15 protein-coding genes are annotated in these 14,934 nt (G+C 59.3%); 7 read left to right on the top strand and 8 right to left on the bottom strand.

Translation table 11 applies throughout. From position 1 onward, the window contains the following. Positions 1-286: 286 nt before the first annotated feature. A complete protein-coding gene (locus GNZ12_RS34720; protein WP_172316494.1) occupies positions 287-859 on the top strand; it encodes a phasin family protein in 573 nt (190 codons plus the stop codon). A gap of 115 nt (positions 860-974) precedes the next feature. Here the strand turns inward: GNZ12_RS34720 and GNZ12_RS34715 are convergent, their stop codons facing one another. Together GNZ12_RS34715 and GNZ12_RS34710 are read right to left on the bottom strand one after the other, a co-directional pair. Then, on the bottom strand, positions 975-1,874 hold the full coding sequence (locus tag GNZ12_RS34715) for a hydroxymethylglutaryl-CoA lyase (RefSeq protein ID WP_172316493.1): 900 nt from the start codon (positions 1,872-1,874) through the stop codon (positions 975-977). Then, entirely contained in the window at positions 1,871-2,728 is an 858-nt protein-coding gene (locus GNZ12_RS34710) for a pirin family protein (RefSeq protein WP_216673469.1), read from the bottom strand. The genes GNZ12_RS34715 and GNZ12_RS34710 overlap by 4 nt, the downstream gene beginning before the upstream one ends. A 102-nt stretch (positions 2,729-2,830) precedes the next feature. On the opposite strand from GNZ12_RS34710, the gene GNZ12_RS34705 reads away from it, so the two are divergent. Beyond that, positions 2,831-3,715 carry a LysR family transcriptional regulator gene (locus GNZ12_RS34705; RefSeq protein WP_172316492.1) on the top strand — a complete coding sequence of 295 codons (885 nt, stop codon included), beginning with the start codon at positions 2,831-2,833 and terminating at the stop codon, positions 3,713-3,715. A 189-nt stretch (positions 3,716-3,904) separates the two neighbouring features. Here GNZ12_RS34705 and GNZ12_RS34700 read toward each other — a convergent pair whose 3' ends face one another. Together GNZ12_RS34700 and GNZ12_RS34695 are read right to left on the bottom strand one after the other, a co-directional pair. Further along, complete coding sequence (locus GNZ12_RS34700) at positions 3,905-4,330, bottom strand: DoxX family protein (protein ID WP_172316491.1); 426 nt, start codon at positions 4,328-4,330, stop codon at positions 3,905-3,907. Between the two features lie 51 nt (positions 4,331-4,381). Next, positions 4,382-5,080: a pirin family protein gene (locus GNZ12_RS34695; RefSeq protein ID WP_172316490.1), complete on the bottom strand. Its 699-nt coding sequence runs from the start codon at positions 5,078-5,080 to the stop codon at positions 4,382-4,384. Positions 5,081-5,269: 189 nt separating this feature from the next. Here GNZ12_RS34695 and GNZ12_RS34690 point away from each other — a divergent pair, with 189 nt between their 5' ends. Continuing rightward, a complete protein-coding gene (locus GNZ12_RS34690; protein ID WP_172316489.1) occupies positions 5,270-6,187 on the top strand; it encodes a LysR substrate-binding domain-containing protein in 918 nt (305 codons plus the stop codon). A 42-nt stretch (positions 6,188-6,229) separates the two neighbouring features. On the opposite strand, the gene GNZ12_RS34685 is transcribed toward GNZ12_RS34690, so the two are convergent. From GNZ12_RS34685 to GNZ12_RS34670, 4 genes are all read right to left on the bottom strand, one after another. Next, on the bottom strand, positions 6,230-7,207 hold the full coding sequence (locus tag GNZ12_RS34685; protein WP_172316488.1) for an alpha/beta hydrolase: 978 nt from the start codon (positions 7,205-7,207) through the stop codon (positions 6,230-6,232). 164 nt (positions 7,208-7,371) lie between these two features. Then, on the bottom strand, positions 7,372-7,971 hold the full coding sequence (wrbA, locus tag GNZ12_RS34680; RefSeq protein WP_172316487.1) for an NAD(P)H:quinone oxidoreductase: 600 nt from the start codon (positions 7,969-7,971) through the stop codon (positions 7,372-7,374). A gap of 400 nt (positions 7,972-8,371) precedes the next feature. Continuing rightward, positions 8,372-8,656 carry a DUF4148 domain-containing protein gene (locus tag GNZ12_RS34675; RefSeq protein ID WP_172316486.1) on the bottom strand — a complete coding sequence of 95 codons (285 nt, stop codon included), beginning with the start codon at positions 8,654-8,656 and terminating at the stop codon, positions 8,372-8,374. Between the two features lie 336 nt (positions 8,657-8,992). Beyond that, complete coding sequence (locus tag GNZ12_RS34670) at positions 8,993-10,075, bottom strand: porin (protein WP_172316485.1); 1,083 nt, start codon at positions 10,073-10,075, stop codon at positions 8,993-8,995. 559 nt (positions 10,076-10,634) lie between these two features. On the opposite strand from GNZ12_RS34670, the gene GNZ12_RS34665 reads away from it, so the two are divergent. From GNZ12_RS34665 to GNZ12_RS34650, 4 genes are read left to right on the top strand one after another with little or no spacing between them, the layout of a single operon-like run. Beyond that, positions 10,635-11,099 (top strand): bacteriohemerythrin, encoded by a 465-nt coding sequence (locus GNZ12_RS34665; RefSeq protein WP_172316484.1) that lies wholly within the window; start codon positions 10,635-10,637, stop codon positions 11,097-11,099. A 25-nt stretch (positions 11,100-11,124) separates the two neighbouring features. Beyond that, the gene (locus tag GNZ12_RS34660; protein WP_172316483.1) at positions 11,125-12,117 is read left to right on the top strand and encodes a PDR/VanB family oxidoreductase; all 993 of its coding nucleotides are present in this window, start codon (positions 11,125-11,127) and stop codon (positions 12,115-12,117) included. Positions 12,118-12,162: 45 nt separating this feature from the next. Beyond that, complete coding sequence (locus tag GNZ12_RS34655) at positions 12,163-13,464, top strand: Rieske 2Fe-2S domain-containing protein (RefSeq protein ID WP_172316482.1); 1,302 nt, start codon at positions 12,163-12,165, stop codon at positions 13,462-13,464. Between the two features lie 25 nt (positions 13,465-13,489). Further along, the gene (locus GNZ12_RS34650) at positions 13,490-14,758 is read left to right on the top strand and encodes a Rieske 2Fe-2S domain-containing protein (protein WP_172316481.1); all 1,269 of its coding nucleotides are present in this window, start codon (positions 13,490-13,492) and stop codon (positions 14,756-14,758) included. The last annotated feature ends 176 nt before the right edge of the window (positions 14,759-14,934 follow it).

Below are 14,934 nucleotides of genomic sequence, written 5' to 3'. Positions count from 1 at the left end.
GAAGCGCTTTGCCAAACCCTCTGAATGTAGCCTGCGCGGCCTGCGGCGCCCCGTAGGCATAAGGGCTGCGGCGACCGTCCACGTGAACATGATTTTATAGGCGACAGCAAAACCGACGGTCAGATCGGCACCCGATTGTCCAGGTCCGTCGGTCATATTTGCTATCACGAATAAGTCATTTGACTTCCCTACTCTCGGCACCAAGAATGGTCCATGTTGCAACGCATCACGTTCGCGCCATGTTGTCGAAGTCGCCACCCGTGCACGTCTACCTTGGAGTATAGAGATGACCCAGTTTTCTCAGGAACAGTTCATTGCAGCACAAAAAAACCATGCTGACACATTCTTCGGCCTGACCAATAAGGTGTTCGATGGTTTCGAAAAGCTGACCATCCTCAACCTGCAGGCCGCGAAGTCGATCATTACCGAAACTCAGGAAACGACCGGGAAAGCACTGTCCGGGAAAGACCCGCAGGATCTGCTCGAGCTTCAGAACGCCCTGGCGCAGCCGGCCGCCGAAAAAACCCGGGCATACAGCCGTCACGCCTATGAGATCCTCTCGGCGACTCATGCGGAATTCGTTAAGTTTGCCGAAGCGCAGTTTTCCGGATACGGCCAGAACGTGCAAGACTTTGTCGATAGCGTGGCAAAGAACGCGCCGGCTGGTTCGGAACCCGCGGTGGCCCTACTGAAGTCGACAATCACCGCCGCCCTTACCGCTTACGACACCGCTAACAAGGCAACCCGGCAGGTCGTCGAAATCGCGGAAAGCAATTTCGACGCAGCGACTGCTGCCGCGTCGAAAGCGACCGGGGACACCACTGCACAGTCGTCGCGAGCCGCCGCCAAGGCCGCCTGACAAACCAACGCCCGGCGCACGGGGTTATGCAACCCGAGCGCCGGGATCGGTCGTTCCATGTCACCAAAAGGATCGGAACGTCACACCACTGTCACGGTCGTCTCCTGACATTGAATCAGGAGCGCTTGGCGAGGACTGCCCGGCCCACTCGAGACCCGTTGTCGCGACCAAGCTGGGCCGAAATCCACGCCCCGCAATCCACCAGCGCGTCCAGATCCACGCCCGTGTCTGCCCCTATTCCGTGCAGCAGGTACACGACGTCCTCCGTCGCGACGTTGCCGGTCGCACCCTTAGCGTAGGGGCACCCACCGAGGCCCGCGACCGAGCTGTCGAATACCCGGAGCCCGAAGTCGTACGAGGCGTGAATATTGGCGGCGGCCATGCCGTAGGTGTCGTGGTAGTGTCCCGCGAGGCCGCCGACGGGAACCTTCGCCGCTACCGCCTCGAGCATGCGCAACACCGAGCCCGGCGTGCCGGCACCAATCGTGTCGCCGAGCGATACCTCGTAGCAACCTAGTTCGTGCAGGCGTGCGGCTACGTGCGCGACCTTCTGCGGCGCGATCGCGCCGTCGTACGGACAGGCCACCACGCAAGACACATAGCCTCGAACCTTGACACCCAGGCGCGCTGCGGCCTCGAACACCGGAACGAAGCGGTCAATCGATTCCTCGATCGAACAATTGATGTTTTTCCGCGAGAACCCCTCCGAGGCGGCAGCGAACACGGCCACTTCAGTCGCGCCTTCGGCCACCGCGGCCTCGAAACCTTTCAGGTTCGGCGTCAGCACCGGATAGTTCACATCGGGACGCCGTTGCAGTCCGCGCATCACCTCGGCCTGGTCCGCCATCTGCGGGACCCACTTGGGTGAGACGAACGACGTGACCTCGATATCGCGCAGGCCTGCCGCAGTCAGACGCTCGATCAGCTCCAGCTTGACCGCAGTCGGGACATTCTGCTTCTCGTTCTGCAACCCGTCGCGGGGACCCACTTCTACGATGCGCACGCGTTCCATCATTTAACTCCCGCCAGATCGCGACCAATGCGACGGATCTCGGCCTCGCCCTGCGCAAGCGCGTCTGCGTTCGTATGCACCGAGTAGTGGCCGAGCACCAATGGATAGGGATGCTTGATAGCGGAGCCGATGACGAACGACGTCGCGTGTTCGGCTTGCAACTCAATGGGCGCCCCGTCGGATTCCTCGAACACGGCGAGTTGCCCTGCCTCGATCGGCTCGGACGCGTGCAGGCGGCCCTTGTCGATTGCCAGCCACGAGACGTTGTGCCCGGCAGGCGGCACATAGCGCCACGACTCTCCCGCGCTCAATTGAACATGGAAGTAGTTGATGCCTTCAGGCGCGCGGATATCGCTCGTCGCAGCTCCGTGGCGGCCGAGGATGACGCGAAGCGGCCCGTCCCGCTGGACCTGGGATGGCGAGATGTACTGGCTTTCCGCCGGCGAATTCTCCTGCGCGGGCGGAAGCGCGACCCAGAGTTGAAAGAGGCGTACGGCTTCGCCCGGCAATACGTCTCCGTCGTGCCAGACACCATTGCCGGCCTTCATCCATTCGAGGCCGCCGGCATGAAGTTCGCCATGCTTGCCGGTCGTATCCTGATAGGAGATTGCGCCACTCAGCACGGTTGTGAGTGTTGCGATGCCCGAGTGCGGGTGCATGCCGAACATCGGCTTGCCGGTGGGCACGACCACGGCGTGATCAAGGAACACAAAAGGCTTGATCAGGTCTCCGAGATCGGAGGGGCTGGCCAGACGAGTAATGCCGCCGTGCGCACGGCCGCGGGTGCGAAAAACGATCCGGCGCGGCCCCAGCATGGTTTCCTGAATTGGGGTGAGTACGGCTGTGTCGATGTTCATGGCTCTGTCTCGAGAAAACGCGATACGTGTAAAGGTAAGCGCTTGCACTCCATCTTAAAAGCCTATATTTTTAGATCACACCTATCGATTGGAGCGATGGATATGCTCGACCGCGTGACACTGGACCAGCTTCGGACCTTCATCGCGGCGGTCGATGAAGGCAGCTTCTCAGCAGCCGGACGGAAGCTCCGGCGCGCGCAATCAGTGGTTAGCCAGACCCTCGCGAATCTCGAAGCACAACTCGAGGTGAAGCTATTCGATCGCACTGCCCGTTACCCGCAGCTCACCGACGCAGGCAAGAGCTTGCTACTTGACGCCCGTTCCGTGGCTGACACAGTTGATGGCTTCAAGGCGCGAGCGCGCGCGATGCGAGAGGGCCTGGAGCCCGAGCTCTCCGTTGCGATGGACGTGATGTACCCAATGGACAACCTGACGAGCGCGGCGGCTCAATCCCAAAAGGATTATCCGCACACCCCGCTGCGACTCTATGTCGAAGCGCTGGGTGGGGTGATGAAACTTGTGCTCGATCAGGTTTGCAACATTGGCGTAATTGGCACATTGCCGATCGTCACGGACGAACTGCAGGTCGAATCCTTGCGCGAGCTCGAACTGGTTACCGTCGTCAGCGCCGCTCATCCGCTTGCAAATGTTCAAGGCCTCATTTCAGCGGCCGCCATCAGGAAGCGCGTGCAACTCGTTCTCAGCGACCGCACCGCTCTATCCCATGGACGCGAATTCGGTGTGCTGTCCCCCTCGACGTGGAGGCTCGCGGATCTGGGGGCCAAATATGCCTTTCTGAAGGCGGGCCTGGGCTGGGGGCATATGCCCCTGCACATGGTCAAGGCGGATCTCGAAAGCGGCACCTTGGTGACGATTCGTGTTGAAGGCCTGCCGCGCGATGTGATGATGCCGATGAAGGTTGTCTACCGTAAGGACGCGCCGCCTGGACCGGCGACCCGCGCCTTCATTGCACAACTGGCGAAATAAGTTAACTACTGTGCTACTGCGACTTGGCACGCGCGCCGCCGGCGCGCTGCCCGTCGCTTGGAGCGTCATATTCCACGAACGTAGCTTGCGGGTACACGCAATCACGAACAGTGGGACCATCAGAATCGATCGGCGATCACCAGACCCTCGTGCCGCCGTCGACCACGATATCGACGCCCGTCACCTTTCTCAGCTCGCGCTCAGCGTTGAGGCACGCGAGGAACCCACCCGACCGAGTCGCGCGTCCAGACTGAAGGCGCCGGCACCGAAGTAGGCGATCTGCAGCAGGCCACCCGCCATCATCACGTTCTTGAGAAAGTGAATCATCTGGTTTTGATCTGCGAAGTTGTGGTGAAAGAACATCGCCGTGACCACGCAGAACACCGCCATCGCCAGCGACACAGTGCGAGCCCTATAGCCTGAGATCAGCAGCAGGCCGCCGCCCAGCTCGGTCATCACGGCAACAATGAACGCGAGTGGCGGCACGGGCAGACCCATGGCCGCAATATAGCCAACCGTTGCGCTATACGCTGCGAGCTTGCCCAGCCCGCTCATGACAAACGGTGCCCCGATCAGAATGCGACCCAACAGCGGAAGAAATTTAAAACGCTCCATGACTAACTCCTTAAATATGAATTTGCGTAGGTGGAATACAAAGAAAGGAAATTAGCCGGCGTCCACCATCACCAGCTCGGAATCTTCAAGAGCAGAAATCTGCGCCGCGGCGACGTTCGTGATCGCCACGCCATCTAGCGGCCCAACGGGCTCGCCATTTACTTCGATGCGTCCCGAGGCCACGGCGAGATAGGCACGACGCACTGAATTCAACTCATGTCGAACGCTTTCGCCTGCCTTTAGCATTGCGCCAAGCACGCGCGCATTGGCACGAACGGGAAGTGCACCTTCATCGTCAGCGAACCCACTGGCAAGGACTACGAATCTTCCTGACCGGTCGCTTTTAGGAAATGGCTTGGTGTCCCATGCGGGTTCACCACCGGCTTTACGAGGCAGCAGCCAGATCTGGTAGACCTTGAGTGGCACGTCCCCCGTATTGAACTCGGTGTGGCGTATGCCCGTGCCGGCGCTCATGACCTGAACATTGCCTGCGTGGATCGTTCCGTCGGATCCCAAGGTGTCTCGATGCCCGAGCGAGCCCTGGCGCACATAGGTGATGATCTCCATGTCACGGTGCCCGTGCATGGGAAAACCGCTGCCTACCGCAATCTCGTCATCGTTCCAGACGATCAGGGGACCCAACGCTGCATGTTCGGGATTACCATCGGCGCTAACCGCGAAATGGTATTTCGCGCGCAGCCAACTTTGTTCCGCCCTGTCCAACGATTCCCAACGCCTGTGTGCAAGCATGTCCTTCTCCGTTTCCCATTACCGCAAATGCGGCGCCTGTCACCTGTGCGACCGACCGAATTCGGTGCTGATGCAGGTGATCCAGGCGATGAGAGGGATGCTATATTTGCAACGAACTCGTGTATAGGTCCAAGAATGAAAGGCATCCTTGCCGCCAATAGAACGATGAGAAGGAATTGAAGGCTGCCCATGAACGCAATCACTGACCTCAATGATCTTCGGCTCTTCGCGGAAGTGGTCGAGCATGGAAGCTACACGGCGGCCGCGCGCAGCCTCGGCCTGCAGACGTCGAAACTCAGCCGGCGCATTCGGGCCCTGGAAGAAGAACTTGGCGTTCGCCTGCTCAACCGCACGAGCCGGAGCCTGTCTTTGACGGAAACCGGGCGGCAGTTCCACCAGCATTGCCTGGCGCTGGTGGCGGAATCGAAGGCCGCCAAAGATATCGTGGACCGCACGCGCGCGAGGCCGCAGGGCACCGTCCGCATCGCCTGCCCGGTTGCCTTACTGGAGTCCGGCATCTCCGCGATCATCGCGCGATACGTAGAGGACAATCCTGATGTCCAGATCCTGCTGGACGCAACCAACCGCCGCGTGGATGTCGTCGAGGAAGGCCTGGACTTTGCCATCCGGGTCAGGCGCCCCCCGCTGGAAAACACCGATCTCGCCGTCCGTCAGTTGGGCTTGTCGATCCACATTCTGGTTGCCAGTCCCGCATTGACGGCGCGTCATTCGGCGCCCAGCTCGATCGAATCCGTGAAGGAATGGCCCACCCTCTCCATGGCCAGCAACAGCGAGCGATTTGTCTGGAATCTGGTCGATGTTGAGGGGCGCGTGACATCATGGGAGCACCGGCCCCGCCTCGCGACCGACGACCTGGCCAGCCTGCGGGTTGCGGCGATAGCTGGCATCGGCGTGGCGATGCTGCCGAGAGAGCTGGTTGAAGTCGATATTCAGGCCGGCCGCCTGCAGCACCTGCTGCCAGGTCTGACTACCACGCCGGGCCTCGTGCATGCGATCTTCCCCACGCGCCGAGGCATGGTGCCGGCCGTCCGTCACCTGCTCGATGCGCTCGTTGCAGGATTCGAAAGTCTGAACCGGCAGCGCTAGAGCGGTCCACCCGCGCCGTGCCCTGCAACTTGTGCCGCGCTTTCAGCGCGCAGTATGCGGGCCGGCGCCTGCCAGCAGCTTCTCCGCGAGAAACTTGCCGATGGCATCCAGCGCTTGTGCCGACGCCTTCAACGCTCCGATACTGCCGGCGAATCCATGTGGCATCCCCATCCAGACATCAAGCCGGGCATCGGTTCCGGCGGCAATCGCACGCTCGACATATCTGCGCGAATCATCGAGCAATACTTCGTCGTCTCCGACGTGAATGCGCACGGGCGGCAACCCGGAAAGCTGCGCGTGGAGCGGCGAAGCCAGCGGAAGTTTCGGGTCGGTACTCCCCAAATAGGAACCCACCAGTTCCGCGACTTGCGGGAGGGTGAAATACGGTTCGGCGTCCGCGCGCGTCACATACGTCTCGCCCGAGAGCGTCAAATCGGTCACCGGCGATAGTACGGCCACGCCAACAAGCGCCGCCTTCGCGAAGATGGCGTCGCTAGCGACGCGTGCGGCGAGTACCAGTGCGAGATTGCCTCCGGCAGAGTCTCCCGTGACGGCAATCCGGCGAATGCCCCTTTCCTCAAGCCCGCGGTAACACGCCAGCACATCGTCGACGGCCGCAGGAAAAGGATGCTCGGGAGCAAGCCGATAGTCCGGGATAAATGCGCTCGCTCCCGCCCTCGCGGCGATATGGCCGACCAGGTGGCGGAATGCTTTGGCCGATCCCAGACTGAACCATCCGGCGTGCAGATGGAGGATCGCCTCGTCAGATCGACCATGTGCAGGATGAACCCAGAGCCCCGGGATGCCGCCAACCGTGCCGGACTCGAAGCTCACGTCATCGCGTGGCAAAGTGCGCTCCATCATGGCATCGAATGGCTCGCGTGCTTCGATTCCCCTTAATTTGCCTTTCATGGAACTTGCCATCGCTCGCGTGGCGGCGGTGATCGCCCCATCTTCCGGGTCAAGTGGATGGGTTACGACGAAATCCCCCAACGCACCTTCAGTCGTCGGACGTTGCATGGTCAGCTCTCTCGAATTGATGGGTTGTCAATGGCACTGGTGCTCGGCCAATGTCGAACGACGGTCTGTATCCTGGTCAGTTCGGCATCCAGATCAGTGTCGGCCAGGCGGGAATCCGCCTGGCCGTCTCATTCGCGCCTCGACGGTGCGAATACGTGTGACATTCAGCCAAACAGCTTGTTTGCCGTCCGGGCGATCAGTTCGCCCTGGTGGCGAGCGCCGGCGAGTTCGATAGCACTCGGCTGGCGCTGACCTTGTCCACCGGCGATGGTCGTGGCGCCATAGGGCGCACCGCCGACGATCTCGTCCAGCGTCATCTGCCCCTGGTGGCTGTACGGCAGGCCGACAATGGTCATGCCGAAGTGCAGCAGGTTGGTGATAATCGAAAACAAGGTCGTTTCCTGGCCGCCGTGCTGGCTGGCGGACGAAGTGAAGGCACCGCCTACCTTGCCGTTCAGCGCCCCGCTCATCCACAAACCGCCAGCCTGATCCAGGAATGTCGCCATCTGCGACGAGATGCGCCCGAACCGGGTCGGCGTGCCGACGACAATAGCGTCGTAGTTGGCGAGCTCGGCGACCGTGGCAACCGGCGCTTGCTGGTCGAGCTTGAAGTAGGCGGCCTTGGCCACTTCCTGCGGCGCGGTCTCCGGCACCCGCTTGACGTCGACCGTGGCGCCCGCCGAGCGCGCACCTTCGGCAACGGCATCCGCCAGCGCTTCGACATGGCCATACGACGAATAATATAGAACCAGAACTTTCGACATTTCGATCTCCTTCCTATATCTGCGGTGGTGCTGCTGTGGGAAATTATGTGCACCCGAGAAGGCGCACAGTGTTGCTGCGAGGGTCGAACCTGAAATGAAGTGATAACGCGACGTGAAGGCTACGTCTGAAACGATTCAGCGCATATCTCCTCGGTTGCAATGGATCGTTGTTTTGGGCAGAACGATGAGAATAAATCAAAGCGTCCCAATGGACCAGATGCGCGAACAGCGGCGCAACGTCGATGTAGATACGGTAGTCGTCGATTTGCAGGCTAACGTCTGTGCTGGACGCATGGCAGACGCACCTAAAGCAAAACGGCCGAGGCTTCCTACCCATACAGGTAGGAAGCCTCGGCCGCACATTGCGCGATTTTCTAAAATAGCGCCCTAACACCCAATATTACATACCGCTTGCTGCGCCCGAACGAGACGTTCCGTCAGTAGCACCGCCGTATCCCGAAACGGGAGCCTGGGCTAAGGCGTTCTGCGCCGCGACTTTTGCTTGAGCCGCCTGGATGTTCTCGGGGTAGTGAATCCAGTCGTGCGGGTCATAGCCAGCTTGCTCGAGCTGCGCCAGTTCCGCACGCACCTGCGCCCGACTTACCGGCTGACTGGACTGTGCGAACGACGCAACAGGTGCTGCAAAAAGGGCAGCAATAAGCACCATCCTGGTGACCGACTTCATGATGACGTACCTCAACGATTTTTGTTAGTGGCGCTACAAAGGAGCTTCTCTGCCACGGTTGAGTGCAGTCTAAAGGGTAAAAATAACTAGGGTAAGTACCAATCCACCCAATTCTCTGTTGCAAATGCGTCAACAATCGGACAACACGGGTTCGACCGTTTTACCTGGATTTCGCCTGGAGAATGTGGCCGTCGTTGCGACGATATGAGGAGGGTGTGGAGAAGAGCGATGGTTTGGCGGGACCGAAGCCGCCAGGGCATCTGCAAGTTAGTCGGCGCGATCCCATGGACCGCGCCGTGAGCGAAAGAACGAAGGTCGCTTTGGCCTCGTCTCCGGCTAGAACAGGTGCCTGATTCCCACCACCGTGCCTACTGTCGTTCCAGCGACCCCGTACAGCGCACCATCAATTGACAAACCGGTATTCATTTTCCCGTGGTTATTCACTACGCCTACCTCCCCATACAGCGACGTTGACTTCGACAGGAAATATTGTGTCCCGATTGCACCCATAACTGAGTGATTTGACGTGTCGTTTCGATCTGTCGTGAACCAGACTCCGCCATTAAGATTCAGTGCTGGCAATACATAATAGTCAAATCCCCCACCATACACATCGTTGCTGAACGACCCTGCTACCTTGTAGCTCGAGAAGGAGGCCTTGACGGTCAATGAAGAGAACTTGTAGGACGCGCCCAGCGTGCGACCAAAGAACTCGACCGTTGTGGGTATAGGTGTCTGCCCGGTTCCACCTGAGTTTCCGTTAAAGAAAGCCGCGTCAACGAGCAGGCTTCCGTTTTCGTATTTCAGATCCGCAGAATATTGCCGTCCGGCTGCAAAATCGCCGGCCTGACCACCGAGCGCATAAAGTACGCTACCCTGAAATCCGCCAATGACAGGACTTGTGTACGACACCGCGTTCGACGTGAATACGCCTGTCGCAGCCACGCTATCGACATAAATAATGGCACCGCTCGCGAAGGTTGAAGTACCACGCGGATCAAGTCTGAACAACGCGAGAAAGAAAGGTGAATACTGCAGGCCCGCCTTAACCTCGCCGTAACCGGTTTGCAAGCCAACCCACGCCTGGCGACCAAACAGATTCCCGTTTGAAATACCGAAGCCTCCGTTTGCGACGCTAATACCGCTCTCGAGCCTGAATTCCGCCTTAACGCCGCAGCCAAGGTCCTCGACTCCTTTCAGACCAAAATTCGACGGCGTGGATCCCGCGTCGATAAGAGAGAATTGCTTTCCAGCATTCTGCCCATTTTGACTATTCAAGGTTTTGCTGGTGTATAGCAAACCTGCGTCGACTATGCCGTACAACGTCACGCTACTTTGCGAGTGTGCTGAGCTTACGAATAGCATCATGACGACCCCAGACACAATTTTCCGGCGGGCGAAGCGCCTTTTCTCAACCATCTGCAATCTCCTCCGATAGCTCGGCTTTGATGTATTTCTGGACGACAACCACCTATATTTCGCATTCCAAACTATTTATTTTTCACTTAAAAACGCGCCACACATCCAGCGAGCTACGGTTTTACACGGAATAGTCCGCTGAGCCGCGCTCAGCAGACAAGGCATACCGAACTCAAAATCATCTTCCACGGAAGATACATTTCACTTGCCGCAAACGTCAATCGGATTCACGCCAGGTAGATACCCTGAAACAGCGCGCCATCGATTGCGAGCCCCACATTCGGCCGTGCATTCCGAGACCACTCCGGCATTGTTAACGCGTCAAGTCATCGTTAAAACACTTCTATCGAGTCCCGGCTCAAGAATCGGTTGCTGGCATCTATCCGCGTTTGCCCTACCTCGACAACCGCCGCGCCGAATATTATCTTCCCTGGAAGATGTTTTTATTCACGTGCATGACTGGATGGGAGTACGTTGACAAATGACAGCACTACATTGCCGCAGGGTATGTCCATTTTTGGGTACGGCGCCGTCGCAAAGTCCACGTTTCGGGTGAACGATGGATGAGTCAAAAGACAAGGTTCGTCTTTCGCATAGCTTCGCCTGGCGCGACGACTATGCGCTTGGTCATCAGACTATGGATGAGACACATCATGAGTTTGTCGAATGCGTGCACACGCTGCTGACTACGGAAGACGACAAGCTCGTGAACGCGCTCGAAGCCTTTTCTGACCATGTGCATCGCCACTTCAGCGACGAGGACACCGCGATGCGCGACACGGGATACGGGTCTGCGGGCTGCCATATCGACGAGCACGCAGCCGTGCTCCGATCACTCGACGAGGTACGCGCCATGCTGGCTCAGGGACACACTGAAGTCGTTCGCTCCTTTGCGCGAGCCCTGGCGGACTGGTTTCCCGAGCATGTACGCGTGATGGATCAAGGACTCGCGCGTTGGCTAATTCAACGGCGGCTTGGCGCCGCCCCCGTGGCCATCTGGCGTCGTCGTCAAATGGCCACTTAAGCGCTCTCTCATGACCCCTACCCTCATGGAAAAAAAATCGATACCAACGAAGGCATTGCTGCAAGTCCGAGTAGCGGCCAAGACATGGTTAGCCGACGACATTGCCGGCTTCGAGCTTGTGCCGTTGTCGGGTGGCGAGCTACCTGCGTTTGAAGCGGGTGCGCACATCGACGTGCACGTACCCGGTGATATGGTGCGTCAGTACTCGCTGTACGATCCAGCCGGTCTGCAATCGTCGTACAGGATTGGTGTGTTGCGTGATCCCCAGTCACGTGGCGGATCGGTGAAACTCGTTGATAACGTGCATGCGGGCGACGTACTCACGATAAGCGCCCCTCGCAACCACTTTGCGCTGCACGACGGTCAACGAGACCAGTCGATCCTGTTCGCAGGTGGCATTGGCATCACCCCAATCCTTTGCATGGCGCAACAGTTGGCACGTGCGGGCCGAGCTTTCGCATTGCACTATTGCGGCCGCTCGCTATCGCGCATGGCCCTCATCGACCGCCTGCTGCCCTCCCACTTCGGAGAAGAGCCGCAAGTACACGTGCATGTCGACGACGGCGCCTCCGAGCAGCAACTCGATGCCCGTTCAGCAATAGGCGCGCCGTCCTCCGACAAACATCTCTACGTTTGCGGCCCGAACGGCTTCATGAATCACATCCTGAAGACTGCGCGGGAGCTCGGCTGGGACGAGGGACACCTGCATCGCGAGTATTTCGGTACAGACCCAGTCGAAACCTCCGGGGACGAACCGTTTGAAATTGAAATCCATCGTAGTGGCGAGGTCATTGTGGTCGCCGCGGATCAAAGCGCGGCGCATGCATTGCTCGATGCAGGGTTCAGTCTTCCGCTGTCCTGCGAGCAGGGGGTGTGTGGCACCTGCATGACGAAAGTGCTGGCGGGCCTGCCAGATCACCGGGACCTCTATCTAACTGATGACGAGCGGGCCGGCAACGATTGTTTCATGCCGTGCTGTTCACGCGCAAAGACCTCCAGGCTGGTCCTCGATCTTTGAGGCCGGCACTCACCCTTCACTCAGAATTGAATCGAGGGAATCGACATGTTGAGCAAGCAGGATAACGAATTGATGTGCCGTACCGACGCTGGCACCGCGATGGGCAACGCGATGCGTCGCTTTTGGCTCCCGGTGATTCAATCGTCAGACATGCCAGAGCCGAATGGGGAGCCGAAGACGATTGAGCTGTTGGGCGAACGCTATGTGGTGTGGCGTGATCAACAAGGGCGTCCGGGCCTCTATGCGGAGGGTTGTCTGCATCGGGGCGCTTCAATGCAATTGGCACGCGCAGAGGGCGACGGCTTGCGTTGCATTTACCACGGCTGGAAGTTTGCGGTGGACGGAACAGTACTCGAGACGCCAAACGTCGAGGATCCGAGATTCAAACAGCGCATCAAGGGACGAACCTACCCCGTGCGCGAGGCAGGCGGCATCCTCTGGGGTTACCTGGGGCCGAAAGGTGCAAAACCGCCTCTCCCACACTGGGCCTTCATGGACCAACCGGCCCCCCACCGCATCAATGCCTGCGCGGTTGTTAACGCCAATTATGTTCAGGTTATGGAAGGCCTCGTCGACTCATCACACCTGACTGTGCTCCACAGTTCCGCGCTGGCGAGGACGAACGACTCGGATCTCGACTATGCGAAAAAAACGTCTCACATGCAATTCGACGCTGCACCCAGGATCGAGGCCGACGAGACAGACTTTGGTTTCCATTACGTGGCAATTCGTCAGACCGACGGAAAGCGTATAGCGCGGGTAACGGCGTTCATCGCCCCCTGCTTCATCGCAAACGCGAACGGGGATGTTTGGCTGGCGATCGTGCCGGTCAACGACGAGCGCTGCATCCTTTACCACGTCTGGTGGGATGGCGAAAAGCGCATTGGCGAAGAGCCTTTGCGCAGTGAGCAGCTTAAATTTGTCGGACTGGATGACCCGACGCTTCGCAAATACGGCATGACAGCCGACACCTGCGACTCTTCGTCGGCGATGTCTGTCGCGAATGGCTATCGCCAGGACCGGGTTCAGCAGCGAGGCGGTCACTTCACTGGCTTCGACAGTATCACGCAAGAGGATGCAGCTTGCAGCGTGTCGAGCGGCGCGATCCGCGACCGCTCGCAGGAGTTGCTGTCAGCAGCGGACATCGCCATTAGCCGTCTTCAGCGCTGCCTGCTCACCTACGCCCGTGCGGCCCGCGACCAGAAGGAGATTGCCGCACTACGAGCGAACGCCGGGAGTGCGATCGGTGTGTCCGGTGAAATCGGCATTGAAGACGACTGGCGCGTGTTAGTACCCCACCACCGCATCCTTTCATCTGCAGCAGCGCGCGTTGAGCGCAGTGAATAACAAGAGCTACGATAGGAGTTCGACTATGTTGAGCCGTGAAGATAACGACGTCCTTTGCCGCGTCGGCCCCGGCACGCCGGGCGGCACGCTGATGCGACGTTTCTGGCACCCCGTTTGTACGTCCGCCCAGCTGCCCCATCCCGACTGCGCCCCCCTGCGCGTGCGCCTACTCGGCGAAGACTACGTGGCATTTCGCGACACTGCAGGTCAGGTAGGATTTTTAGAAGAACTTTGTATGCACCGGGGCGCATCGCTTGCGCTCGGCAGAGTCGAAGAAGGCGGAATCCGATGCCTCTATCACGGGTGGAAATTTAGTGCGTCAGGTGCCGTACTTGAGACACCCAACCATGCAGACCCCAAGTACGCCGCACGGTTGAAGGCGCCGGCGTTTCCCGTGCGGGAAGAAGGCGGCATCGTTTGGGCGTACGTAGGCCCGATCGAACTCCTTCCGGCATTTTCGCGCTACGCATTCATGGATGCAGAACCGGCCCACCGCGTAGTCCTGCGCATCAACGTCGCCTGCAACTACCTGCAGTTGGTGGAGGGCGGCGAGGACAGCTCGCACGTAGGCGTACTGCATACCAACATGGCACGTCCTGGGTGGAAGGACCACGATTTCACGCCCAATCCTGACGTAGTCAACCCTGCGGCACTCGCCTCCAATGACCTGGAGCCGGCACTCAAAATCGAAGAGACCGCGTTCGGATTCCAGTACGTCGCGCTGCGCAAGACCCATAACCCGGGCGTGCGCAATGCACGCGTCGTACCGTTCATCGTGCCGTATGGCCGTATCATCCCAGCGCCGGCGTTCCTGTTCACGGTTCTCGAGGTGCCGCAGGATGACACGCACACGAGTACCTACATTGTCGTCCACGGAGAGACCCCGATAACGGAAGTGAAAATCATTGAGCTTCTGGGATTGAATGATCCTCGGTACTACAACCGCAAAAACTGCGCCTTCACGGCTAGCTGGGAGGACGTATTCGGCCAGAACCGCGAGCTAATGAAAGAGAATTGGACCGGGTTACGCGGCGTCGAGGTGGAGGATGCGACGATCGGGCTTTCCCAGGGACCGCTTTATGACCGCTCCCGCGAGCATCTTGTGCCCGCCGACCAGGCTGTCGTGCGAGTTCGCCGCGTGCTAATGGAGTCTATTAAGCGCGTGATGGAAGACAAGCAGCCTGCCGCACTCGGGCTCGATCTGCGCGGTGTAAGCGCCTGTGACGCGCAACTCGAAGACGGAGCGGTATGGCAAGACCTGTTACCGTCCCATCGCCAAACCGTCGAAGCCTAGGAGAGTGCCGATGCCCGCCGATAGCGTCAGCAACACCGTTCCAGACTACTTGTCGCTCCTGCGCCTCGATGGTCGAGGTTTTGTGGTGCTGGGTGCGGGCCAGGGCATTGGCGCGCAAACCGTCCACGCACTTGCTCAGGCCGGAGCACGAGTCTTGTGCGTGGACCAGGATGAAG

Origin of the sequence: Paraburkholderia solitsugae (genome assembly GCF_013177695.1) — a bacterium.
GTDB classification, from domain to species: domain Bacteria; phylum Pseudomonadota; class Gammaproteobacteria; order Burkholderiales; family Burkholderiaceae; genus Paraburkholderia; species Paraburkholderia solitsugae.
This window is presented reverse-complemented; position numbering and strand designations above follow the sequence as displayed.